Origin of the sequence: Bradyrhizobium oligotrophicum S58 (assembly GCF_000344805.1) — a bacterium.
In the GTDB taxonomy this organism is placed as follows: Bacteria; Pseudomonadota; Alphaproteobacteria; order Rhizobiales; family Xanthobacteraceae; genus Bradyrhizobium; species Bradyrhizobium oligotrophicum.
On record NC_020453.1, the window covers coordinates 7275337 to 7299236 of the forward strand.

Annotated in this window: 18 protein-coding genes; 12 read left to right on the plus strand and 6 right to left on the minus strand. The window is 65.6% G+C overall.

Features of this window, described 5'->3' with window-relative positions:
• Positions 1 to 23: 23 nt before the first annotated feature.
• Together htpG and S58_RS31620 are read right to left on the minus strand one after the other, a co-directional pair.
• Positions 24 to 1895: a molecular chaperone HtpG gene (gene htpG, locus S58_RS31615; protein ID WP_015669510.1), complete on the minus strand. Its 1872-nt coding sequence runs from the start codon at positions 1893 to 1895 to the stop codon at positions 24 to 26.
• Positions 1896 to 1963: 68 nt separating this feature from the next.
• Complete coding sequence (locus S58_RS31620; protein WP_015669511.1) at positions 1964 to 2482, minus strand: MarR family winged helix-turn-helix transcriptional regulator; 519 nt, start codon at positions 2480 to 2482, stop codon at positions 1964 to 1966.
• A 136-nt stretch (positions 2483 to 2618) separates the two neighbouring features.
• Between S58_RS31620 and S58_RS31625 the strand changes: the two genes are divergently transcribed.
• The 5 genes from S58_RS31625 (at position 2619) to S58_RS31645 (ending at position 6503) form a co-directional block, all read left to right on the plus strand.
• Positions 2619 to 3161: a VOC family protein gene (locus tag S58_RS31625; RefSeq protein WP_015669512.1), complete on the plus strand. Its 543-nt coding sequence runs from the start codon at positions 2619 to 2621 to the stop codon at positions 3159 to 3161.
• A gap of 66 nt (positions 3162 to 3227) precedes the next feature.
• On the plus strand, positions 3228 to 4865 hold the full coding sequence (locus S58_RS31630; RefSeq protein ID WP_015669513.1) for an FAD-dependent oxidoreductase: 1638 nt from the start codon (positions 3228 to 3230) through the stop codon (positions 4863 to 4865).
• Entirely contained in the window at positions 4862 to 5056 is a 195-nt protein-coding gene (locus S58_RS31635) for a DUF2783 domain-containing protein (protein ID WP_015669514.1), read from the plus strand. Before S58_RS31630 ends, S58_RS31635 begins: the two co-directional genes overlap by 4 nt.
• Positions 5057 to 5303: 247 nt before the next feature.
• Positions 5304 to 5957: an Mpo1-like protein gene (locus S58_RS31640; RefSeq protein WP_015669515.1), complete on the plus strand. Its 654-nt coding sequence runs from the start codon at positions 5304 to 5306 to the stop codon at positions 5955 to 5957.
• Between the two features lie 132 nt (positions 5958 to 6089).
• Positions 6090 to 6503, plus strand: coding sequence for a hypothetical protein (locus S58_RS31645; protein WP_015669516.1), 414 nt, complete (start codon positions 6090 to 6092; stop codon positions 6501 to 6503).
• A gap of 678 nt (positions 6504 to 7181) precedes the next feature.
• Here the strand turns inward: S58_RS31645 and S58_RS31650 are convergent.
• From S58_RS31650 to S58_RS31660, 3 genes are all read right to left on the minus strand, one after another.
• Positions 7182 to 7664: a hypothetical protein gene (locus tag S58_RS31650; protein WP_042340348.1), complete on the minus strand. Its 483-nt coding sequence runs from the start codon at positions 7662 to 7664 to the stop codon at positions 7182 to 7184.
• A 162-nt stretch (positions 7665 to 7826) separates the two neighbouring features.
• A complete protein-coding gene (locus S58_RS31655; RefSeq protein WP_193788557.1) occupies positions 7827 to 9614 on the minus strand; it encodes a hypothetical protein in 1788 nt (595 codons plus the stop codon).
• A gap of 127 nt (positions 9615 to 9741) precedes the next feature.
• Positions 9742 to 10545, minus strand: a complete 804-nt coding sequence (locus S58_RS31660) for an MBL fold metallo-hydrolase (RefSeq protein WP_015669519.1) — start codon at positions 10543 to 10545, stop codon at positions 9742 to 9744.
• 137 nt (positions 10546 to 10682) lie between these two features.
• Between S58_RS31660 and atzD the strand changes: the two genes are divergently transcribed.
• The 7 genes from atzD (at position 10683) to S58_RS31695 (ending at position 21515) form a co-directional block, all read left to right on the plus strand.
• Positions 10683 to 11798, plus strand: coding sequence for a cyanuric acid amidohydrolase (atzD, locus tag S58_RS31665; RefSeq protein ID WP_015669520.1), 1116 nt, complete (start codon positions 10683 to 10685; stop codon positions 11796 to 11798).
• A gap of 274 nt (positions 11799 to 12072) precedes the next feature.
• Positions 12073 to 14466 (plus strand): TonB-dependent siderophore receptor, encoded by a 2394-nt coding sequence (locus tag S58_RS31670; protein ID WP_042340349.1) that lies wholly within the window; start codon positions 12073 to 12075, stop codon positions 14464 to 14466.
• Positions 14467 to 14867: 401 nt separating this feature from the next.
• Positions 14868 to 17402, plus strand: a complete 2535-nt coding sequence (locus S58_RS31675; RefSeq protein WP_015669522.1) for a TonB-dependent receptor — start codon at positions 14868 to 14870, stop codon at positions 17400 to 17402.
• A 45-nt stretch (positions 17403 to 17447) separates the two neighbouring features.
• On the plus strand, positions 17448 to 18137 hold the full coding sequence (locus tag S58_RS31680) for a Fe2+-dependent dioxygenase (RefSeq protein ID WP_015669523.1): 690 nt from the start codon (positions 17448 to 17450) through the stop codon (positions 18135 to 18137).
• Positions 18138 to 18953: 816 nt separating this feature from the next.
• Positions 18954 to 20246 (plus strand): tonB-system energizer ExbB, encoded by a 1293-nt coding sequence (exbB, locus tag S58_RS31685; protein ID WP_042340350.1) that lies wholly within the window; start codon positions 18954 to 18956, stop codon positions 20244 to 20246.
• A gap of 3 nt (positions 20247 to 20249) precedes the next feature.
• Entirely contained in the window at positions 20250 to 20699 is a 450-nt protein-coding gene (gene exbD, locus S58_RS31690; protein WP_015669526.1) for a TonB system transport protein ExbD, read from the plus strand.
• A 27-nt stretch (positions 20700 to 20726) separates the two neighbouring features.
• Complete coding sequence (locus S58_RS31695) at positions 20727 to 21515, plus strand: energy transducer TonB (RefSeq protein WP_042340351.1); 789 nt, start codon at positions 20727 to 20729, stop codon at positions 21513 to 21515.
• A gap of 459 nt (positions 21516 to 21974) precedes the next feature.
• On the opposite strand, the gene S58_RS31700 is transcribed toward S58_RS31695, so the two are convergent.
• Positions 21975 to 23828 (minus strand): outer membrane beta-barrel protein, encoded by a 1854-nt coding sequence (locus S58_RS31700; protein ID WP_015669528.1) that lies wholly within the window; start codon positions 23826 to 23828, stop codon positions 21975 to 21977.
• Positions 23829 to 23900 lie beyond the last annotated feature (72 nt).

Consider the following 23900-nt stretch of genomic DNA (forward strand, 5'->3'; position numbering starts at 1 on the left):
CCCCGCGCCCGCACCGCCCGGCCTCACGCGGTCGCCACGCCCTGCAGCACCAGCCGGTTGAGCCTTGCTGCGAACGCGGCCGGATCCTCCGGCAGTTCGCCGTCGAGGATCTGCGCCTGCTCGAGCAGCAGGAACGACAGATCGTCGACCTTGGCCTTGTCGGCGGCGGCCTTCGCAACCGCGACGACCAGCGGATGGCGCAGATTGATCTCCAGGATCGGCTTGGTGCGGGCGCCGCGCGCCTGCTGCGACAGGATCCGCTCCAGCTCGCGGTCAGGGCCATGGCTGCCGGCGACGAGGCAGGAGGCGCTTGTGGTGAGCCGGGTCGAGACCTTCACGTCGGTGACGTGCTCGCCGAGGCTGTCCTTGATCAGCGCAATCGTATTGGCCTCGTCGGCCGCCGGCTGCGCCTCGTCGTCGGCCTTCGGCTCGGTCACCGGGATCGGATCGAAGTCGATGTCGCCCTGGCTCAGCGACTTCAGCGGCTTGCCGTCGAATTCGAGACGCGCCGAGGTCCAGAACGCGTCGACCGGATCGGTCAGCAGCAGCACCTCGACGCCGCGCGCCTTCGCAGCTTCGAGCCGCGGATTGGATTTCAGCCGCTCGATGCTGTCGCCGACCAGGAAGTAGATCTCGGTCTGGTTCTCCTTGAGACCCTCGACATACTGCTTCAGCGAGCGCCGCTCGCCCGATGTCGTGGTGAAGCGGGCCAGCGACAGCAGCTTGTCGCGCCGCTCGAAGTCCTCGTAGAGGCCTTCCTTGATCACCGCGGCGAACGCCGCCCAGATCTTGTCGAAGTTGTCCGGATCCTTGTCGGCAAGCTGCTCCAGCTCGCTGATCACGCGCGTCGTCACGGCCTTTCGGATCTGAGCCAGCTGCGGATTGTTCTGCAGCATCTCGCGCGACAGATTGAGCGGCAGGTCCTCGCTGTCGATCACGCCGCGGATGAAGCGCAGATAGGCCGGCAGCAGGTCGGCGTCGTCGGTGATGAAGACGCGGCGGACATAGAGCTTGACCTTGCCCTTGCGCGCCGGCTCGAACAGGTCGAACGGCTTGGTCGAGGGCGCGAACAGCAGCACGGCATACGAATAGCGGCCTTCCGCCCGGTAGTGCAGCGTCATCGCCGGCTCGTCGAACGCGTGCGCAATCGACTTGTAGGCCTTGCTGTAGTCCTCCGCCGTCAGCTCGGACTTCGAGCGCTGCCACAGCGCGCTGGCGGAGTTGATCTGGCGCGGCTCGCCCTCTTCCGGCACCAGCATGATCGGAAACTGGATGTTGTCGGAATAGGCGGTGACGATGCGCTCGATCTCGTAGGTTTCGAGATATTTCTTGGCGTCGTCCTTGAGATGCAGCACGATCTCGGTGCCGCGCGTCACGCGCTTGGCATCGTCCTCCGAGGCGGGCGCGACCTCGAAACCGGCGCCTCCCGACGAGGTCCAGGTCCAGACATCGTTCTCGCCGGCGCGGCGGCTGATCACGACGATGCGGTCGGCGACCATGAAGGCCGAGTAGAAGCCGACGCCGAACTGGCCGATCAGGCCGGTGCCGTCCTTGGCCTCGGCCAGCTTCTGCACGAACGCCTTGGTGCCGGAGCGGGCAATGGTGCCGAGATGGTCGATCAGCTCCTGGCGCTCCATGCCGATGCCGCTATCGGCAATGGTCAACGTACCCGCGGCCTTGTTCGGAATGATGCGGATCTGCGGCGGCTCGCCCTCGCCGATCAGGTCCGGCCTGGCGATCGCCTCGTAACGCAGCTTGTCACAGGCATCGGAGGCGTTCGAAACCAGCTCGCGCAGGAAAATGTCGGTTTCGGAATAGACCGAGTGCACCATCAGGTGCAGCAGTTCGGAGACTTCGGCCTGGAATGAATGGCTAACGGTCGCGGTGTCGGTCATCGTCGTGCGTTGGCCCATGCTATCAGTGGTGGAGAGAGACCGTCGATATAGCGCGGCGGCGGCACCGATCAAGCCTTCCGACCAGGGGGATCGTCGACCGATCGTTCGGCGGCCGCAAACAGCTTGTCCATGACCCGATCCAGGGTGGCGATCTCGGCCGCCGAAAGCACGCCCAGCAGATCGGCCTCGCGCGCCAGCGCATGGGGCACGATTTTGCGATACAGCGCCCTGCCGGCGGCGGTGAGCGTCACGATCCGTTCACGCCCGTCCTCGGGATCGCGGCTGCGGCTGACGATGCCGCGCACCTCCAGGCTCTGCATGGCGCGGCTGACGTTCATCTTGTCGAGCGTCGTCAGCCGGCCGATCTCCTTGGTCGGCAGCCGCGGCTGCTCGCCCAGCGCCGCCAGGATCCGCCATTCCTGCCGCGACAGCGCAAACCGGTCGGCATAAACCTCCGCCACCGCCAGCGACACCTGCTCGGCGAGGCGGGCCAGCCGATAGGGAAAATAGCGCTGCAACCTCAGCTCGCGCTCGGCAGCGACCTCCCCGTCCCTCCGGTTCCGCTCGTCGTTGGCTGCCTTCGTCATCGCATCCTCTATCCTTCATCCATTCCGCAGGCCGCCGGCCACCTCGATCCAGTCCACATCGGGTTGATCTGGATCAAAGCCGCCATATCGTATCATCCGTTACTATCATGCCAACAACGATCATGGGAGGACAATCATGCAGATCGAGAAGATCCATCACGTTGCCTATCGCTGCGTCGACGCCAAGGCCACCGTCGAGTTCTACAAGAAGGTCCTCAACATGGACCTGCTCGGCGCGATCGCCGAAGACAAGGTGCCCTCGACCAAGGCGCCCGACCCGTACATGCATATTTTCCTGGATGCTGGAAACGGCAATATCCTCGCCTTCTTCGAGCTGCCGAACTCGCCACCGATGGGGCGCGATCCGAACACGCCGGAATGGACCCAGCACATCGCCTTCCAGGTCAAGGACATGGACGAGCTGGAAGAAGCCAAGGCGCGCGCCGAAGCCGCCGGCCTCGACGTCGTCGGGATCACCGACCACACCATCTTCAAGTCGATCTATTTCCATGATCCGAGCGGCCACCGCCTGGAGATCGCGACCTGGACCGCGACGCCCGAGCAGATCACGCGCATGAAGTCGGTCGCCCATGCCATGGTCGACGAGTGGGCGACGACCAAGAAGCCGCCGCGGCACACCGCCTGGATGCACGAGAAGGAATTCGCCGGCAGCGATTGAGCGATCGCTCGACCCATCCATCCCGACCGCAACGCGCCAAGTGAAACTGCGCCAGGCGAGGCAGCCATGAGCAACTATGTCTATCCGCGATTTCCCTATGTCTGCTCGGCAGAACAAAAGAGCGGCACGATCCGCCGTCACCCGGTCGTCGTGATCGGCGCCGGGCCGATCGGCTTGACGGCTGCGCTCGATCTCGCCGCCCGCGGCCAGCCGGTGGTGGTGCTCGACGACAATGACACCGTCAGCATCGGCTCCCGCGCCGTCTGCTACGCCAAGCGGCCGCTGGAGATCTGGGACCGGCTCGGTTGCGCCGCGCGGATGGTCGAGAAGGGCGTCAGCTGGAACATCGGCAAGGTGTTTTTTCGCGACCAGCTGTCCTATCAATTCGACCTGCTGCCCGAGCCCGATCATCGCTGGCCGGCGATGATCAATCTGCAGCAATACTACCTCGAGGAGATCCTCGTGGAAGCGTGCAGCAGAAGCCCGCTGGTCGACCTGCGCTGGAAGCACCGGCTGGTCAGCCTCAAACAGACCGACGACTGCGCTGACTTGGCGGTGGAGACACCCGACGGCATCTTCACCATGGAAGCGCAATGGGTGATCGCCTGCGACGGCGCCAATTCCGACACCCGCCGCATGGTCGGCGCCGAGTTCAAGGGCCAGTTCTTCCAGGATCGCTTCCTGATCGCCGACGTCAGGATGAAGGCGGAGTTTCCCACCGAGCGCTGGTTCTGGTTCGACCCGCCGTTTCATCCGGGGCAGTCGGTGCTGCTGCATCGCCAGTCCGACAACATCTGGCGCATCGACTTCCAGCTCGGCTGGGACGCCAATCCGGACGAAGAGAAGAAGCCCGAACGTGTGATCCCGCGCATCCGGGCCATGCTCGGCGACCACACTGAGTTCGAGCTGGAATGGGTGTCGATCTATCAGTTCGCCTGCCGCCGGATCGACAATTTCCGCCACGGCCGCGTCCTGTTCGCGGGCGACGCCGCGCATCAGGTGTCGCCGTTCGGCGCCCGCGGTGCCAATACCGGCGTTCAGGACATCGACAATCTCGCCTGGAAGCTGGCGCTGGTGCTGCGCGGCGAAGCGCCTGAGAGCCTGATCGACAGCTATCACGAGGAGCGTGCTTACGCCGCCGACGACAACATCCTGAACTCGACACGGGCGACCGACTTCATCACGCCGAAGACGCAGGCCAGCCGCACCTTCCGTGACGCCGTGCTCGACCTTGCGCAGCATCACGCATTCGCGCGCCCGCTGGTCAACAGCGGCCGGCTGTCGACGCCGACGCCCTATGTCACGTCGTCGCTGAACACGCCCGACAGCGCCAGTGTCCTTGGCACGATCGCGCCCGGCACCAATGCCGCCGACGCGCCCGTGACCGTGGCGGGCCAGCCCGGCTGGCTCCTCAACTGCCTGGGCTCCGGCTTCGCGGTGGTCACGTTCGACGACGCCGTCACGGCCAAGGAGCTCAGCATTGACGGCATTGCCGCGCGCGTGATCGTCGTCGGCCGCGATATCACTGATGCCAACGGCCTGCTCGCGGAGCGCTACGGCGCCTCGCCGGGCACGACCTATCTGTTCCGGCCCGATCAATATGTCACCGCCCGTTTCCCGCAGTTCGACGAGGCCGGGATCGCTGAAGCCGTCCGGCGCGCCTGCGGCAAGCGCGGGACGGTGCAGCAGGAGCTTGCGGCATGAGCCTGACACTCACCCCGAACATCAGCGATCCCGATGACTTCTATGCCGAGTTGATCGGCGGCCAGCGCGACCTCGGCGAGGAAGAGGCTCTGCGCATGAACGCGAGGCTGGTGCTGCTGCTCGCCAACCACATCGGCGACCGCGCGATCCTGAGCGAGGCGATCCGGCTGGCGCGCTCGCCCGGCGGCTGACACACGCGGCCTTGGTTCACGGCGACGCACGGTTTTGATCCCGATCAAAGCGGCGCCTGCGCGTCGTCTGGCAAGGAGAGAGACCCGCCGGCGACTCGCTCGCCGGCCCAGGACCCGTGCGAGCTCGTTCACGGCCACTCCTGATCCGCAACCGGCCGGGTTCATTGTGACAACATCATAATGTCACGCCACCTTCACTGAAGCGCTCTACCTCTTCGCCTCGTTCCACAACGGTACGGGGATTCGCATGTCGCGCTACTACAAAGTCCTGCAGACGCAGCGCTTCGACGACTATCGCTACTACCATCAGAGCCGGATCAATCAGACGCTGCACCTGATCAGCGCCGTGATCTTCCTCGTCTGCTACGCGCTGCTGTTCAAGGATCCGGCGATGGCCGGCCTGGTCGGCTGGCTCGCGATGCTGACGCGGCAGACCGGGCACTTCTTCTTCGAGCCGAACGGCTACGACCACGTCAACGACGTCACCAACGACTACAAGGAAGCGGTCAAGGTCGGCTACAATCAGACCCGCAAGATCGCGCTGCTCACGGTGTGGGGCCTGGTGCCGGTGGCGCTGTTCGCGTTTCCGACGCTGTTCGGCCTGTTCGCCGAGCCCGCCGGCCGGATGGATTTCGTCCGTCACGTCGGCGTGCTCTGGCTCGCGGTCGGGATCGGCGGCGGCCTGTTTCGCGTCATCCAGTTGTTTGCGACGCAGGATGTCTCGACCGGCCTGATCTGGGCGTTCAAGGTGCTGACCGACCCGTTCCACAACATCGCGCTGTATTGGAAGTCGCCGCTGGCGCTGCTGCGCGGCGAGCTGATCGATCCGACCATCAAGGATGCCGCGCACTGGGGCGCCGCCGAGGACGTCGAGGCCGACGAAGCCGCGCATCTCACCTGATCGCGAGTTCCCGCCGCCGGTCCGTCCGGCGGCGGGATTGCTCGGAGAGATGACATCCGGCTTCAACAACATGGAACGACTCTCCTGCTGCGCCGTTGCGGGCTCAGTGCTGGTGGCCTTCAGGAGCTTTCCATGTGTGACTACAGCCTCCATACTGTTGCTTCCCGTGACGCCAAGATCGACGACGTGCTGGTCTCCTGTCGCTTTCCCAGCACGGAAACACGCGGTTTCTGCACCAAGGACGATCCGTTGACCGCAGTGTGCCTGCGGCCCGGCACCGAGCTCGCCTTCGAGGACGACGTCCGCATCAAGGGCATCTTCTTCTTCCGCCGCAAGGTCGGTGCTCATCTCGCCCGCTTCCGCCAGGTCGACACCAACAAGCCGACCGAGCATCACGACGCGCTCGAATTCTCCAACGGCCGCATCGTCAAGGTCACCGACCTCGCCACCGGCCAGCGCGCCCGCGTGCTGCAGATGCCGGCCGATGCGGCGACCAAGCGAACGACGACACCGGTCACGATCGAGCTGCGCGCGACGCAGCTCTGAAGGCTTTGAGATGGACGACGGCAGCGCCGCGGCGGCGCTGGCGTCGTCCATGCCGTAACGGTTTTGATCTGTACCCATGAGCGTTCGCGATCTCGCGGCACCTGATGCCCGAGTGATGCGGCCGTCATTCCCTCTCTCTTTCGACGAGAGGGCGCAGGGAGAGCCGGACCTCGGCTGAGGCCCGTGGCCCCCGTGCGAAAGAAATGCACGGGGCAGGAACCACAGGTACAGCCGGATGACCCGGCCCTCCCTGCGCGATCGTTTTAACGGTGTCCTTCGTGCTCTCCCTGGGGATCGGCTTTCTTGCCCCCATCGCCCGCGCGAGCCGTCACAGCATCGGCAGCGAGCTTGACCTCAGCGTCGAGAGGCCAGGACCACACGACTTCGCCGTCCGTGCCGGCCACGCTCGTCCAGCGCCACCGTCACGTCCATCGCAGCCCACCTCCACGTTCGTGACGACGCGTACGTCCCTCTGCACGAGGCGGGATGGGCGGAGATAAGCATGACTTCGGAAAAATAGCAATAGGAAATTTAGCTCCGTGCCGAAAGTTCATCTCTGTGAGCGGCTATACAGACCAAGACAAAACCAGCTTTCCGTCTCCGCATCGCGGCCTGATACAGCGCCCGCGGCGAGATCAGCCAGGATCTGTTCGAAATCTGGGAGCAGCGCCGGCGCGCTCAATCCGGCAGGTTCGTGAATCGCGGGCGCCAGACGCCCAGGATGACGTTGACGGTGGCAACGCCCAGCATCACCCAGATCGCGCCCTGCTCGGTGCCGAAGTTGGGCGCAAGCGTCGCCGGGTCGATCTGGCCGGCGACGGCGCGCGCGGCCTCCTCTGCCGCCTCCTGCATCGGGCCCTGCACGGCGGCAAAACCCCATTCGAAGACGAGGATACCGGAGGCGAGCTTGGCCAAAGCCCAGCCGGCGCTGTGCAGCGCGCGGTTGATCGCGATGGCGAGCAGGCCGGCGATGAGTGTGAGGCCGAGCGAGGGGAAGAACACGTAGCGGACGATGGCGCCCATCGCCGCGCGCATCTCGGCGTAGAGCGGCAGCGACACCGACGGCTGCGGGATCATGCCGAGCAGGACGACGAGGCAGGCCATCGCCCCCATCATGCCGATTGCGCCCATCGTGTGCAGGAACTTCATCAACCGTCGCATGGCATTCCCCGGCGTCGCGAAGATGAGAGCTGGGCCGGTGGGGGGATGTCCCCAGCCTGTCCAAAAGCCTGTCGAAGGCTGGCCGCAGCGCATGCGCAAACAGCCGCCACTATCAGCCTATACGATCAGGATCGGCGATCGGATCAGGCCGGTGCGGCAAGTCTAATGCTGCCGTGGACCGGGCGCGCCCTTGAACGGATCGACTGACCGCGAGGTGATCCGGCCATCCTCGACATCGTCCTCTTGCGCCGCAACGCGTTCGTCGGCCGTGTTCGGCGCAGGCGCCTGCGCCGCCGTGCTGCCACGCCCGCCCTGTTCGGTGCGGAACAGCTGGACGTAGCTGCCGCGATAGAGCGGCGTGAGACCGGCAACCGGCTGCTCCGGGGCCGGCGGATCGAGGAGCAGGACGGCGTCGAAATCCGATCGCCAGTTCGCCAGATAGCGCGCCAGCGGCAACACGTCGTCGGGCAGCGTGTCGGGCTGCAACCAGCGCCACGCGGCGGGCTCGGTCCAGGAGCTGGCGGCGAAGCGAAGGAAGGCGGGACGGATGACGATGGGCTGCTGGCTCGGATGCGCGAACATCAGCGGCCAGAACGCCCGTCTCTCGATCACGAGCAGCGCCGCCAGATGGGAATCGACATCGCGGAAGCCGGGCAGCGTTCGCTCGCGGCGGCTGGGGACCGGGCTGTCACCACCATGCGCGGCAATGACGCGCGCGCCCGGCGGCACCTGCGCGATCGCCGCGCGCAGTTCGGCGAGGTCGCCCCTGTGATCGATCCAGGCCGATGCAATATCCGCGGTCCGAACGAGCATCAGCGCAGCGAGGAAGGTGCCGGCGAGAACCGCCGTCCTGCCGGACACGACCGGCTGCAGGCCGGCGAACAGCAGCAGGCCGCCCATCGCGGCCAGGCGCATGTCGATGAACGTTCCGCCCAGCGCCTTCCACGGCGCCGCCACGAAGCCGACGAACAGCACCGCCAGCGCCAGCGGAATGCCCGGCGCGACGACGAGTTGGCGGCGGACGAGGATCAGCAAGGCCATCACCGCAATCGCCGTGATCACGGTCAGGCCGCCGCTGGTGGTCACGAATGGCGTCATGATGCGCCAGAGCTTGTGCGGCCCGACCCAGGCGCCGAGTTGCAGCCCGCCGTCGCCCAATGGGCAGAGCGCATAGAGCAGCATGGCCGGGCCGAGCGTGATCGTGAGCGCGCCGGCGACGACGACCACCTCGCGCACAAAGCGAGGCGAGCGGCGCAGCCGCCACAGCCGATCGGCTTCGCCGGCGCCGACGAGGAGAGCGAAAAAGACGAGGCCGAAGATGTGGCACAGGAAGGCGACCGCCGCGGCGATGGCGCCCCACGCGATCGCCGGCAGCCAGCCGTCGCGACGGCGCAGCATCACCCAGCCCGCGGCGCAGCCGAGGGCGACGCCAAGCGACAGCTGGAAATTCATGAAGCCGAGCAGGAAGGCGCCGTTATAGGCGATGACGCCTGCCGCCAGCGGCCACGGTGACCAGCGCCCGAACACGGCGCGGTGATAGGCGACGACGCCGGCGAGCGGCGCGAACAGGCTGAGCGCGAGCAGGAGGCGACCGCCGAGATGGACGTCGGTGAACCGCAACAGCGCGACGCCGATCAGGTCCATGCCGAGATTGGGCAGGATGCGCCAGTTCGGCGCATACATTTGCGACAACACGGGATCGTCGGGGTGCGCGAGCACGTAGAAACGCGCGAGGTGATTGGGATAATCGAGCACCGGCGGCACGTCGACCAGCAGGAACGGCAGCGCGAGCACGACGGTGAGCATCAGCGCCAGCAGGGTCCAGCGCCGCGGCATGTCGGCTGCGGCGGCGAACGCTGGAGCGCGCGGGGCTGGGAGCGGATCTGAACGCAGGATGAAGCCAGCCGACGCGGTGGCGCGGGCCGTCGTCGAGCACGATTGCGAATGCATTGAGGGATCCCACTCCACCGGGGATACTTCGATACCATCCGATCCTGGACTGCAAGCGCGCCCGATGCAGCCCTATGGTTGTCCCTAATACCTCGTTACTTCACAGGACTGCTGCGTCCCGGGCGGCTCAGGCGATCGCCTGGAGATAGCGCTGCACCGAGCGATCGAACGCCGCCTTTGCGTCATCGGCGATGTTCTTCTGCCACCAGGCGCCGTAGATGCGGTCGAAGGCGAGCGGCGCGACCACGGCGGCAATCCGGCGCACGGCGGCGGGACCGAGCGGGATGTAGTTCGGAAAGGAGTACATGAAGCTGACATGGCGGCGGTCCATCGCCACCATGGCGATGTCGCCGGTGAACAGCGCACCCTTGCCTTCGGCGCCCTTGCGCCAATGCAGCACGGTCGCGCCGGGGAAATGTCCGCCGGTCCGCAGCAGCACGATGTCATCCGAGATGGCGAGACGATCGCCGCTCCACGGCATGATCGCGGGATGCGGCCGGGTGACGAAGGCGCTGTCGTCGCCATGCAGATAGGCCGGCACACCGCCGAACGCCTCGCTCCAATCCGCCGCCGCGCCATAGAAATGCGGATGCGAGACGGCGATGGCCTTCAGCCCTCCGAGCCCGCGGACATGGGCGACCGCCGCATCGGTCGCCAGCGGAATGCAATCCCACATCACGCAGCCGTCCGGCTCGGGGATGAGCAGCGCCCGCTGCCCGATCGCAAAGCTCGGGTCGAGGCCGAGGCCCAGCACGCCGCCATCGTCGCGCCACACAACCTGATGCCGCTCGGCAAGCTCGCCGTGGCTGAGGAAGCGCTGTCCGCTCCAGTTCACGAACTGGCGCTCCTCGTCGCAGATCTTGCAGGCATCAGGCGGCGCCGGCGCATCGGGGAACTGCGCGCCGCATTGAAAGCAGGTCCAGAGAGGCATGGATCACCGGCCGTCTTTGAGGGTCATGAGATGAGGGTCAGGGAATGACGAGGATAGCATGCCGGGCATCCCGCAACATTGTCGCGCGCGGCTTCGTGATTGCCTAAAGTTTCGTGACAGCACTTGGGAGCTCCAACATGCCGACCACCCTGCGCCGCGCTCACATCCACCGCCTGCCGATGCGAAGCCCGGATGACGTCGGCGCGCTCGAGGCTGCGATTGCGCAAGGCGACATCGATCCGGCCGGCATCGTCGCCATTCTCGGCAAGACCGAAGGCAATGGCTGCGTCAACGACTTCACCCGCGCCTTTGCCGTGCGCTCGCTCGAGGCGCTGCTCGGCAGGCATGTTTCGGCCGACGCTGTCAGGCAGATCGCGATGGTGATGTCCGGCGGCACCGAGGGCGCGCTGTCGCCGCACATGATCGTGTTCGAGGCCCGCGGCGACGATGAGGCCCAACCGCGCACATTCGCAAAATCGCTGGCGCTGGGGCGGGCGCGGACGCCGGTGCTGGCGGGTGAGGATCTCGGACGCCTCGCCCAGGTCGCACAGGTCGCAGCCGGCGTGAGGACCGCGATGGCGGATGCCGGCATCGACGATGCCGGCGACGTCCACTACGTCCAGCTGAAATGCCCGCTGCTGACGATGGAGCGGATCGAGGCGGTGGAGGCGCGCGGCCTGCGCACCGCCGTGCGCGACACGCTGAAGTCGATGGGCTTTTCGCGCGGTGCCTCGGCGCTCGGGGTGGGCGTCGCGCTCGGCGAGCTGCAGCTGTCCGACCTGTCGGACGCCATGATCTGCTCGGACTACGGACGTTACAGCGAACGTGCGGCGACGTCGGGCGGGGTCGAGCTGCTCGACCATGAGATCGTGGTGGCCGGCATGTCGGCGGGCTGGACCGGCCCGCTCGCCATCGATCACGCCGTGATGCGCGATGCCATCGACATCGAGCCGGCGCGCGCCGCGCTGGCCCGGCTCGGCATCGACGTGCCCGGCCAAGTGCCCGCGGCCGCGCGCGACCGGATCGCGGCGGTGCTGGCCAAGGCCGAGGCGGCGCAGAGCGGCAAGGTGCGGGACCGTCGGCACATCATGCTGGACGACAGCGACGTCTCCTCGACGCGCCATGCGCGGGCCTTTGTCGGTGGCGCGCTGGCCGGGCTGTTCGGCTTCACCGACCTGTTCGTCTCGGGCGGGGCCGAGCACCAGGGCCCGGACGGCGGCGGCCCGATCGCGATCATCGTCGAACGGGCCTGACTTGGCGGTATCCGGACGCTCCCACGGCATGCCGGCGGATGCCTGAGCCAACGCGTATTCGAATAAAGGAGACGGTATTAAAAAACCTGTAAGCGCTACCTGCATATTACATGCGACTGATTATCACATGCATTAGGTATGATCGTCCCAGTCGGGCCACGGACAGACCCAGCTTTGGTCGGAATTCAACACCTTGTTGAGAGACGTTCGCAATTGGAACGGGCCGATTGTCGAACGAACCAGAGTTCACGTGCGTCAAATGGGGTGGTTGAGTATGGGTCAAGCCGTCTTTCCAGCAAGCCTGCGCGGAAGCATCGCGCATCGAGGGGATTCAGCGTCGGAGATATCCGGCGTCAAGGTGTCGGCGGTGGCGGGGCTGATCGCCGTGGCGTCGTTCTCCGGCGCCGAAGCGCAGCAGGCGCCCCTGCCCTCCGTCACGGTCGAAGCGCCGACCGCCCGGGCCAAGCCGGCGGCCTCGCGGCCCTCGGCCGATCAGGTCCGCGCCCGCAGCGCGCTGCGCCGGGCCGCGCGCCCGCCGCAGCAGCAACCCGCGCCGGCCGGCCCGCAGACGCCGCCCGACGCCAATCCCTATGCCGACGCCGCGGCGCCCTACAAGGTCGATCGCGTCGCCTCCGGCAAGTTCACCGAGAAGCTGGTCAACACGCCGAAGACCATCACCGTGATGAGCAAGGAGGTGATGGAGGACAAGCACATCACGACCCTGAAGGAGGTTGGCCGCTCGACCGCCGGCGTCACGCTCGGCTCCGGCGAAGGCGGCAACGCGTTCGGCGATCGCTTCTTCATCCGCGGCTTCGATGCCCGCAACGACATCTTCATCGACGGCATCCGCGATCCCGCGGTGTCGGTGCGCGAGAACTTCTTCACCGAGCAGGTCGAGATCCTGCGCGGGCCGGCCTCGTCCTATGCCGGACGCGGCACCGCTGGCGGCGCCATCAACATCATCACCAAGCAGGCCGGCGACCGCAACTTCTACAATGCGGAGTCGACACTCGGCACCGACCAGACCAAGCGCGTGACGCTCGACGTCAACCAGACGATCTCGCCGACCTTCTCGATGCGCACCGGCGGGCTGTTCCAGGACGCCAATGTCGCCGGCCGCGACCACGTCACCGACGACCGCTGGGGCGGCTTCGTCTCGACCAAATGGACGCCGACCGACTCGCTGAAGGTCACCACCAACTACGTCCACACAGACCTTTCCGGCTATCCGGATTTCGGCGTGCCGTTCTACAAGCAGGGCAACATCCCGGCGACCTCGGCCGGCATCCCGCGCAACAATTGGTACGGCTTCCTCAACCGCGACTTCCAGGCCGCGCGACAGGATTTCGGCACGCTCGCCGGCGAGCTCAAGCTCAGCGACGCCGTCACCTTCACGAGCAAGCTGCGCGGCGAGCATTCCGAGCTGAACTACATCGGCACCTTGCCGAACGCGAGCGTGGCGGGAACGGCGAGCGCCGATCCGACCAAATGGTTCTTCAATGCCAGCGCGCAGAGCCGCTATCAGACCGTCGACAACTGGGCCAACCAGAACGACCTCACGCTCAAGTTCGATACCGGCCCGGTCAAGCACACGACCGTTGTCGGCACCGAGTTCTCCAAGGAGAACATCTCGATCGACCGCTACGCCGGCCTGACCTCGGAGGCGTTCGGCTCGCAGGGCACCACGGGCGGGGGCTTGCAGAACCAGAACATGTTCAGCCCCGCCTACACCAACCTGCCGTTCACCACCGTGCCGTTCCTGACCGGAAACCCGACGCGCTACGACGTCGACAGCAAGAGCGCCTATGTGATCGACACCGCGAACTGGCGCGACGTCATCATCCTCAGCGGCGGATTGCGCTATGACGGCTACGCGATGCGCTCGTCCAACAACACGGCATCGACCACCGTCGACTCTGACCTGATCAACTACAATGTCGGCCTGGTCTACAAGCCGCTGCCGATCGGCAGCCTCTACGCGGCCTACGCGACCTCGGCCAACCCGTTCGGCTCGGAGCTCGACGGCACCGCGACGGATTACGGCGGCGTTCCGCCGAACAGCACCATCATCCTCGGGCCGGAGCGCAACAAGGGCGCCGAGATCGGCACCAAATGGGAGCTGGTCGACCGGCATCTGCTGGTGACCGGCGCACTGTTCCAGACCGTCAAGGAGAACGCCCGCGAGACCGTCAACGGCCTGCTGACGTCGGGGGCGGCCTATCGCATCCAGGGCATCGACCTCGAGGCCGAAGGCAAGCTCACCGATCGCTGGAGCATCTTCGGCGGTCTGGTGCTGATGCAGTCCAAGGTCACCCAGAGCGGCGTCGCCGCCAACACCGGCCTGCAGCTCGCCAACATCGCGCACCAGTCGCTGAGCGTGCTGACCAAGTACAAGTTCGACGATGGCTGGGAGATCGGCGGCCAGGCGGTGTACCGCTCGAAAGTGTTCGGCGGCACCTTCGCGGCCAACACCGGCAACGAGCTGCCGAGCTACTGGCGCTTCGATGCGTTCGTGGAGAAGCAGATCGACAAGAACTGGAGCATGAAGGTCTACGCCCAGAACCTCACCAACCAGCTCTATTATGACACCTTCTATCGCAGCGCCGTGCCGTTCACGTCCGTCGCTCCGGGCCGGGCGTTCTACCTGATCACGACCGCCAAGTTCTGAGCTGCGCCGGCCCAAAGCCGGAAACAATGTTGCCGGGTTTCCGCCGCACCGGTGCGTGCGGCGGAGGAGGAGACGCTGCGGAGCATCAGCCGGTGAGACATTCCGCCGCACATTTTCGCGTCGGCCGGCGGTATGACGGTCCGGTTTTCTCCCATCATGAATTGAACGGCCGCGCTCCGCTCAACCCAGGAGTTTCAAGTGTTGCTGCAGAGCGACATTTTGCGAGCAATTGTCATTGTCAGAAATAGAATGAAACCTTTTCGCATTCTGGCCACGGGCGGAACCAGCTTTGGTCCGCTTTCCCTCGCTTCTTGACTTGCATTCGCAACAAGCACGCGCCGTTGCGAGCGTTCAAACGAACCCAAGTCTGAGTTTCGCGTAACGAATGGGGTGGTCGAGTTATGGGTAAGGCAGTCTTTCCAAGGAGCTTGCGTGGAGCAAGCGGGCACGAATGGGATCCGTCACCCGAGATTTCAGGGGTCAAGGTCTCGGCGGTCGCGAGCCTGATCGCGGTTGCATCGTTCTCCAGTGCCGAGGCCCAGCAGGCCCCGCTGCCCTCCGTCAACGTCGAGGCCCCGGTGGCGCGTCCGAAGCCGGCCGCCTCGCGCCCGACCGCGGACCAGGTCCGCGCCCGCGACGCGATGCGCCGCGCCGCCCGCCAGCAACAGCAGCAGCAGGCCGCCGCGCCGGTCAGCAACCTGCCACCCGACCGTAACCCCTATTCCAGCGCCGTCTCGGACTACAAGGGCGAGCGGCTGCAGGCCTCGGGCAAGTTCCCGGAAAAGCTGCTGAACACGCCGAAGACCGTCACGGTCCTCAGCAAGGAGATCCTGGCGGACAAGAACTCCACCAGCCTCAAGTCCGCCGTGCTCTCCACCGCCGGCGTGACGCTCGGCACCGGCGAGGGCGGCAACGCGTTCGGCGACCGCTTCTTCATCCGCGGCTTCGACGCCCGCAACGACGTCTTCATCGATGGCGTCCGTGACGGCGGCGTCTCGGTGCGTGAGAACTTCTTCACCGAGCAGGTCGAGATCCTGCGCGGTCCGGCCTCGTCCTTCGCCGGCCGCGGCACCACCGGCGGCGCGATCAACATCGTGACCAAGCAGGCCACGACCGAGAACAGCTTCTACAACATCGACACCACGCTCGGCACCGATCAGACCAAGCGCGTGGTCATCGACGTCAACCAGAAGATCACGCCTACCTTCGCCGCGCGCGTCGGTGGCCTGTTCCAGGATGCCGGTGTGGCGGGGCGCGACTTCGTCACCGACAAGCGCAACGGCGGCTTCATCTCCACCAAGTGGACGCCGCTGGACACCGTCACCCTGTCCACCAACTACATCCACAGCGAGGTCTATGGCCGTCCAGACTTCGGCGTGCCGTACTACCGGCAGGCGGGCAATTTGACGCCCGGCGCACCGTTCCCCGAAGTCGGCTCGCCGCGCAATGCCTGGTACGGCTTCCTCAACCGCGACTTCTCGCGCATCGGCCAGGACATCGGCTCGTTCAACGCCGAGGTGAAGATCACCCCCGACCTGACGATCTCCGACAAGGTCCGAGTGTCGCGCTCGACCCTGAACTACATCGGCACGCTGCCGGAAGGTGCGACCAACATCAATCCGCCGGAGGGCGCGGTCATCAGGGCCAATCCGCAGAGCCGCTTCCAGCAGACCGACGTGCTCGCCAACCAGCTCGATGCGACCTACAAATTCAACACCGGCAACTTCAAACATACCCTGGTCGCCGGCCTCGAAGTGTCGCAGGAAAAGGCCCTGATCAACAGCTATACAGGCCTTACCTCCGAGCAGCAGGGTCTGGCCTTCTCTGGAGCCGGCTCGCTCTCCGGCGTCAGCGTCTTCAACCCGCAGTTCACGGACCTGCCGTTCGGCATCCCCTCGCTGAGCAACTTCCCGACCAACATCAAGATCGACACGGCGAGCGTCTATGCGCTCGACAGCGTCAACTACCGCGATCTCGTCATTCTCAACGGCGGCGTCCGCTACGACAAATACGACGTCCGCGTGGACGGCTTCGGCACCGTGAATGGCGTCGCCAACACGCCAGGATCGACGGCAGCCTCGAGCGGCATGCCGAACTTCAATCTCGGGCTGACGCTGAAGCCGGTCCCCTATGCCAGTTTCTATGCGGCCTATGCGACGTCGTCGAACCCGGTCGGTGCGGAGTTCGACGGCCTCAGCGCCCAGTACGGCGGCATTTCGGCCGTGACCAATGGCGGAGCCAACCAGGTCTTCGGGCCGGAGAAGAACACCTCGATCGAGATCGGCACCAAATGGGAGTTGCTCGACAGCCGCCTGCTGGTCACGGCGGCGCTGTTCCAGACTGAGAAGGAGAATGCCCGCGAGTCGCGCAACATCACCAGCGCGGCTCAGGCTACGGCCGACTGCCCCTATCCAGCAGGGACCAGCGGCAGCGTACCGTGTCTCTCGGCGGGCGCCGCCTACCGCATCCGCGGCATCGACATGCAGGCCGGCGGCAAGCTGACCGACAAATGGAGCATCTTCGGCGGCATCGTGCTGATGCAGTCAGAGGTGACGAAGTCGAACATCCCGCCGGCCAACACGGCCCTGTTCACCAGCAATGTCGGCCTGCAACTCGCCAACACCGCGCACCAGTCGTTCAGCCTGCTCACCAAGTACCAGATCAACGACACCTGGGAGATCGGCGGCCAGGCGGTGTACCGCTCGAAGATCTTCGGCGGCACCTGGCTCGCGGCGAACCAGGGCACCGAGTTGCCGAGCTACTGGCGCTTCGATGCCTTCGCGGAGGCGAAGCTCGACAAGAACTGGACGGCGAAGGTGTTCGTTGCCAACATCTTCGACAAGCTCTACTACGACGCATTCTATCAGAGTGCCACGCCGTTCACGCTCGTCGGCCCGGGAAGAAGCGCATCAATCGTCCTGTCCGGACGGTTCTGATCGCCTCACCACCCAAGCCGGGGCATCTATCGAGTTGATGAGTTCATGCTGATCTGTGTCCCCGGAATATTGAGCAAAGACGATGTGGCGGAGTTCCGCCACATCATGGATTCAAGCGACTGGGAGGACGGCCGCTCGACCGCCGGCGCCCAGTCGGCCATGGTCAAGCGCAACGAGCAGCTGCCGCCCGACAGCGAAGTGGCACGCAAGCTCGGCCACCGCATCATTTCGGCGATGACCGCCAGTCCGCGCTTTCTCGCCGCCGCCATTCCGCAGCAGATCTTCCCGCCGTTGTTCAACCGCTACAGCGCGGAGTCGGGTCATCATTTCGGCATTCATGTCGACAACGCCGTCCGCGGCGACAAGCTGACAGGCCTGCGCATCCGCACGGACCTGTCCGTCACCCTGTTTCTGTCCGAACCCGAAGAGTATGACGGCGGCGAGCTCGTCGTCGAGGACCTCTACGGCTCGCACGAGGTCAAGCTGCCAGCCGGCGACCTCGTGCTGTATCCCGCATCGAGCCTGCACATGGTCACGCCGGTGACGCGCGGCGTCCGCGTCGCCTCGTTCTTCTGGCTGCAGAGCATGATCCGCGATCCCCTGGCGCGCAGCATGATCTTCGATCTCGACACGACGATCCAGGGACTGTCGCAGCGCATGGGCCGCGATGATCCGGAGATGGTGCGGCTGACCGGCCTCTATCACAACCTGATCCGCTACTGGGCCGAGAACTGAGCTTGCTTTAAGACACCTCGTCACCTCGACCATGAGCCGGGCTTGCAGCCCGGCTCACTTCGTTTGAGGAACGAACCATCCTGTTCTGCATGAGCGACGACCTTAATTGATCGACGATCATAGAGAGCTCGCCATACGCCAGCAGGCCGCGACAAAATGCGTGCTTCCGCCGAGACGATGCGCCATGACGCTGTGCCAGCGCCGGTGAACGGTTTCGTTCCAGCACATCTGCGCGCCATCTGTCTCTCATCGCCATGCCCATGAAATAGCCGAGGACCGACTCGGATATGTTTCCGCGTGCGCATCGCGAACACGCCGCTGGGTCCTCGCGTTTCAAACGCGCTGCTCGCAACCTCGTGATCGCACGGCGCTCCGAGGCCCGCTCGAAGGTCACTGGCTTCATGGAGGTCGATTCTGACCGCGCTGCTTCGCCGTCGTTACGCACGTCGTCATGATTCGATCGCGGCTCGAGATGACGCCTGCGCGAGGGCCGGGATCGGCTCCACCGGCGGCGGCGACTAATTAGAATTGATGGAAGACCGAACCGAGGCAATTGCGTGACGATCGAACTGCACGAGTCGCGTCTCGCGCACGCCGCGCGGTCTCACATCAGGACTTTCAGGCAGTTAGGACGTGGTCACCGAATTCGAAGGCCGACGCGCAGGTCTCACGATTCGATTTTGCGTGTGGCATCGCACTCACGAGCGCGCTCGCCGACATCGATGTTCCCGCTTTGAGTCAAGGCGCCGTCTCAAATCAGCCCGGTTGAGACTAGAAACATTACAGAGAAGTTAACTACTAAGGGTGTGCAGCAACATGTTCAGGATCGTTCTTCATGTAGGAGCGGTGATCGCAGCCGTTTCGGTCGGCGCCATGGCGCGGGCCGAGCAGCCGGCCACGTCGCCGAGACCTGGCCAGGTTGCCACTGCGCCGCAGACCACAGCGACAAGTCCGGCAAACGCGGCCGGCGTGAAAAGCGCCCCGACTCCAGCGGCTGCGCAGGTGCCTGCATCGTCTCCTGTCACCACCGGTGCAGCAAATGGCGCGCCGGCGGCAACGCAGACGGCCGCACCGAAGCCGGTGAACGCCATGCAGGCCCAGGCCGCGCCCGCAGCGGCCCAGACGGCGGCCTCGCCGCAGGCTGTCGCACCGGCTGCTCCCGCCGCAACTGCAGCGGCATCTGCTCCGGCGGCAACGACGCCGCAAACGCCGACCGCGGCGCCGACGACGACTGCTGCACCGAACGAGGTCCAGACCTCGACCGCCACTGAAGCGGTCAGCGATGCGGCCGCAGCCGACAAGGCCAGGGATCAGGCAGGGAAGCCGGATCAGAACGCGTCGCAAGGCGCTGGGCAAGCCGCATCTCGCGTGCCGCACGATCTGTCGCCCTGGTCGATGTTCCTGGCCGCGGACATCCTGGTGAAGTCCGTCATGATGGGTCTCGCGCTGGCGTCGCTCGCGACCTGGACCGTCTTCATCGCCAAGACCTTCGAATTCGCGATGCTGCGGCGACGCCTGGGTGGCGCCTTGCGCAAGGTGGATAACGTGCGCTGGCTGTCCGAAGCCAAGCTCGCGCTCGGCTCTAAGCAAAGCGTGCTGTCGGCCCTGATCGATGCCGCCATGCACGAAATCAGGATGTCGTCCGAGCTGCCGCCCCATGGCGTCAACGAGCGCGCGGCGTCGAGCTTCTCCGAGATCGTCCGCGCCGAGGGCCGGCGTTGCCGCACCGGCATGGGCCTGCTCGCCACGATCGGCTCGATCTCGCCCTTCGTCGGCCTGTTCGGAACGGTCTGGGGCATCATGAACAGCTTCATCGGCATCTCGAAGTCGCAAACCACGAACCTCGCCGTCGTGGCGCCGGGTATCGCCGAGGCGCTGCTCGCAACCGCCATCGGCCTCGTGGCCGCCATCCCGGCCGTGATCATCTACAATCACTTCACGCGCGTCACGAAGGGCTACATGGAGCTCGTCAATCGTTCCTCGGGCGCCACCGCCCGCATGCTGTCGCGTGATCTCGACCGCGGCCAGAGCCACCACAGCCCGCACGGCCAGAACTTCGAGCCGATCCACGTCCACTCCGCGCCTCCGATGGCGCTTGCAGCGGAGTAAGCCATGGCGGTCTCTCTTTCAGAAGCGGATGGCGACGACGATCTCGGCGAAACCAGCGACATCAACGTCACGCCCTTCATCGACGTGATCCTGGTGCTGCTGATCATCTTCATGGTGGCGGCACCGCTCTCGACGGTCGACGTGCCGGTCGATCTTCCGACTTCGACCGCCACGCCGCAGAAGAAGCCGGACAAGCCGATCTATGTCAGCATCAAACCGGATCTGACGCTGTTCGTCGGCGAGGAGCAGGTGAAGCGCGCGAGCCTGGTGAGCACGCTCGAGCACATCCCGGAAGCCGCCAAGGACAAGTTCATCTTCCTGCGCGCCGATCGTGGTGTGGCTTACGGCGAACTGATGGACGTGATGGAGCTGCTGCGAACCGGAGGCTACCCGAAGATCAAGCTCGTCACGGTCGAGGGCGTCTCACAGGCTGCCGCTCCGGCCGCACATTGAAACCAGTGAAACGACGGAAGTTGAAGAATGGTTGAACACAAGTATCAAGGAGCGACGCGCCGCTTGTGGATCTCAGCCGCGATCGGAGCAGTGATGCTTCACGGCGGCGGCGCCGCGCTCGCGGTCGCTCATCTCAGCGGCAATGACGCCGATGGAGGCCTTGGGGCCGCCGGCGCCGAGTTCGCGCTCGAGATGGCCTCGCCCCAGGTCGAGGACAACGATCTTCCGCCCGGTCCGGACAGCGATGCGGCTGAGGCCGCACCCGAGCAGATGCAGCAGACCGCCGAGGTCAAGGAGTCCGACGCGGTCAAGGACAAGCCGACCGAGACCGAGGAGGAAGCCGACCGGGTCGTCACGATGACCGAGCCGAAGAAGCCGGAGAAGGAGGAGCAACAGCAGGCGACCGAGCAGGCCGAAGCTTCGGTCGCATCGGCAGCACAGCAGGAATCCGCCCGCAAGGCACTCGACGAGGCCGCGCCCCCCGCCGAGACGGCCAAGGCGCCCAATCCGGGAATGGGCAAGGACAAGCAGAAGCTGACCAACGATTGGGGCCGCAAGATCAGCGCCTATTTCGAGCTGCACAAGCGCTACCCCGACGGCAAGAAGCACAACGGCACCGTCAAGGTCGCCCTCGTGCTGAGCCGCGCCGGCAAGGTGATGTCGGCTTCCGTGATGCAGTCGTGCGGGGACACGATGTTCGACGATGCCGCACTGTCGATGATCCGTCGCTCCGACCCGGTGCCGGCGCCGCCCTCCGGGCTGACGGACGATCAGTTCAGCTTCAGCCTCGACGTGAATTTCAACCAGAAGAAGTAGTCGCGCCAACGCCGGCGCACTCGCATCACCCACTGGCAGCGTCCGCCCGTGCGGGCGCTGCATTTTCGTTTTCGGGATGCTCGATCCGAGGCTCTCGCGCGAGGCAGGGCGATCGCCTATGATGAAGGACGCAGGGCGAGCGGTCCTTTCGCGGCCATCCTTCGAGACGCCCGCCTTCGACGGGCTCCTCAGGATAAGGGCCTTCTTCCACGGCAAAGTCCCTTCACCGTGATTCCGGTGCAATCGTCAATGAAGGCGCGAAGCGGCTGCACGTTGACGATTGAACCCGCAATCTCGAGATTGTTGAAAACGGACGCAAGGCAAGACGGGATTCCGGGTTCAATGCCTGCGGCCTTGCCCCGGAATGACGAGGGTGTGAGACAGCAGGAAAAGCCTGGTCTTATGGGGACGGACTCGAAGACCCGGCGATGTCGCAAGCGCGTGTCTGCTCGCAGACCATCAGTACTGCACTCTTGCCCCGACCTGAACCACCGTCGCCGAGAGATCGTTTTCGCGGAAGTTGGACCGCGTCTCCTCGCGCCGGACGCTCGCCCTGAACTGCAGCAGGCGGGAGAACTTGTAGAGCATGCCGAGCTCGACCAGATAGCGGTTGTCGACCCGCGTGGTGCCGGTGAACGCGTCCTGGCCATAGCCGGCGAGGAAGGTGCCGACGAGCCAGGGCTCGAACTGATGCTCGACACCGACGGTGACGTCGCGCTTGAGCACGCCGGAAATGCCGGGTTCGGTGATCTCCACCACCTGAGACTTGGCGCCGAGCATGATCGCCGTTTCCTTGGCGTATTGGTAGGTGAGGTTGGCGTCGGCAATGAAGCCGTTGACCGGCTTCAACAACGGATCCTGAAAGCGGCGGGTGAGATAGCCGACCGCGACGTCGCCGGTCAGCTTGTCGGCATAGCCGAAGGTCACACCCGCTTCGACCGCCGTGCCGGTGGAGTCGCGACGGAAGCCCTCGGCATCGACGGCGATGTCGTGAACGCGGCGGTCGACGGCGACGTCGACGAAGGGCCGGATCTCCGGCGTCAGATTGTAGGTGACGCGGCTCTGCGAGCCGTACTGCACGAAGTTGCGGTCGGCGTTGCTGACGATCTGGCCGTCCATCAGCGACGCGTTCTGGAACGCGACGCGATCGATGGCCGCCTTGGTCGAGACCTCGAAGTCCTCGAACTTCTTGGTCACGCCCGCTGAGCCGCCGACGGTCGAGGCCAGCGGAATCTTCGCGAAGCGGCCGGCGAAGCGCGGCGTACCGGGATCATCGGCATCGACGGCAACGTGGCCCTCGCCGTTGAGCGCAAACGTATCGGTGATGTCGTAGCGTCCATTCACCTTGGCATCGACGGTAGGCCTGCTGAGCTGTCGCAGCTTCGCATAGTCGATGTAGCCGACGCGCACATCGGCGTTGAGCAGATGCCGCTCGAACTGAGAGCGGACGAGCAGGACCGGCGCAACGCTGACGAAGCCGGAGCCGGCGCCTTTCGGCACGCGCCCGGGGTTGCTGTCGAAGCCCGAGGACATCTCGAACGCAGGCTTCAGGATGAAGTTTCCCACCGTGATGCCCTTGGGCTCGTAGGGGTCCTCTTCCATCATCGCCGGGGGCGGCTCCTGCGGCTTCTGCCCCTTGTTCACCGGCGGCAATCGCATTTTTGGCTTGTCGGCCAGAACGGGCGGGATCGGCTGCGCATCCTGCCGCGGAATCGGCGGCAGATTGCGCGGCAGGACACCGCGCGTCGCGGGCGGCGGACTGACGGCAAAGGCGAGCGCGTCCAGGCAGCGATTGGGGACGTTCGTCGCCGAAAGCCGGCCCGGAGTCGAGAGGCAGCCGCCGACCAGCAGGCCGGCGGACGGCGCACCGAAAAATCCGTTTCGAACCGGCGCGAGGCGCGGCGCCGGCTCGCGCCGCGCGGCCTGCGGAAGTGCACCAGCGCCGGGATCGATCGGAGATCGCGAGCGCGGTTGCGGCCGCTCCTCCACCTGCACCGGCGGCTTCGGCTCCGGATCGTCACCGCCTGGAGATACGATCACCTGCGGAATGACCAGCGGTCCGCTGCCGTTCGCGGGCCGCGCCGGCTGCCGGCGACGATTGGGAACGATGACCACCGGTCCGCCCTCGGTGGTCCCGGGATCCGCATAGGCCCTGGCCTGTGTGCCCGGGATGACGGTCTGGCCATAGGACGGCGCAATCCCGAACAGCGTCACGAGCAGCACGGTGATCGCAACCGACTCCTCCTGACAGCGCAAGACGTCGCGACCGATGCGACGTCCGGGAATTTGCGTCTCTCGTCCCGCCCGTTCCAAAAGGCAACGTCTCCCTGGATGTCGGTAAATTGTGAAGCGCTGCGGCCGCGGTGACGTGAGACGCCTTGGCGT

What these genes read in the sequence shown, in the direction of transcription:
- htpG (WP_015669510.1), bottom strand. Translation starts at nt 1,895, where the DNA reads ATGACCGACACCGCGACCGTTAGCCATTCATTCCAGGCCGAAGTCTCC.
- S58_RS31620 (WP_015669511.1), bottom strand. Translation starts at nt 2,482, where the DNA reads ATGACGAAGGCAGCCAACGACGAGCGGAACCGGAGGGACGGGGAGGTC.
- S58_RS31625 (WP_015669512.1), top strand. Translation starts at nt 2,619, where the DNA reads ATGCAGATCGAGAAGATCCATCACGTTGCCTATCGCTGCGTCGACGCC.
- S58_RS31630 (WP_015669513.1), top strand. Translation starts at nt 3,228, where the DNA reads ATGAGCAACTATGTCTATCCGCGATTTCCCTATGTCTGCTCGGCAGAA.
- S58_RS31635 (WP_015669514.1), top strand. Translation starts at nt 4,862, where the DNA reads ATGAGCCTGACACTCACCCCGAACATCAGCGATCCCGATGACTTCTAT.
- S58_RS31640 (WP_015669515.1), top strand. Translation starts at nt 5,304, where the DNA reads ATGTCGCGCTACTACAAAGTCCTGCAGACGCAGCGCTTCGACGACTAT.
- S58_RS31645 (WP_015669516.1), top strand. Translation starts at nt 6,090, where the DNA reads ATGTGTGACTACAGCCTCCATACTGTTGCTTCCCGTGACGCCAAGATC.
- S58_RS31650 (WP_042340348.1), bottom strand. Translation starts at nt 7,664, where the DNA reads ATGCGACGGTTGATGAAGTTCCTGCACACGATGGGCGCAATCGGCATG.
- S58_RS31655 (WP_193788557.1), bottom strand. Translation starts at nt 9,614, where the DNA reads ATGCATTCGCAATCGTGCTCGACGACGGCCCGCGCCACCGCGTCGGCT.
- S58_RS31660 (WP_015669519.1), bottom strand. Translation starts at nt 10,545, where the DNA reads ATGCCTCTCTGGACCTGCTTTCAATGCGGCGCGCAGTTCCCCGATGCG.
- atzD (WP_015669520.1), top strand. Translation starts at nt 10,683, where the DNA reads ATGCCGACCACCCTGCGCCGCGCTCACATCCACCGCCTGCCGATGCGA.
- S58_RS31670 (WP_042340349.1), top strand. Translation starts at nt 12,073, where the DNA reads ATGGGTCAAGCCGTCTTTCCAGCAAGCCTGCGCGGAAGCATCGCGCAT.
- S58_RS31675 (WP_015669522.1), top strand. Translation starts at nt 14,868, where the DNA reads ATGGGTAAGGCAGTCTTTCCAAGGAGCTTGCGTGGAGCAAGCGGGCAC.
- S58_RS31680 (WP_015669523.1), top strand. Translation starts at nt 17,448, where the DNA reads ATGCTGATCTGTGTCCCCGGAATATTGAGCAAAGACGATGTGGCGGAG.
- exbB (WP_042340350.1), top strand. Translation starts at nt 18,954, where the DNA reads ATGTTCAGGATCGTTCTTCATGTAGGAGCGGTGATCGCAGCCGTTTCG.
- exbD (WP_015669526.1), top strand. Translation starts at nt 20,250, where the DNA reads ATGGCGGTCTCTCTTTCAGAAGCGGATGGCGACGACGATCTCGGCGAA.
- S58_RS31695 (WP_042340351.1), top strand. Translation starts at nt 20,727, where the DNA reads ATGGTTGAACACAAGTATCAAGGAGCGACGCGCCGCTTGTGGATCTCA.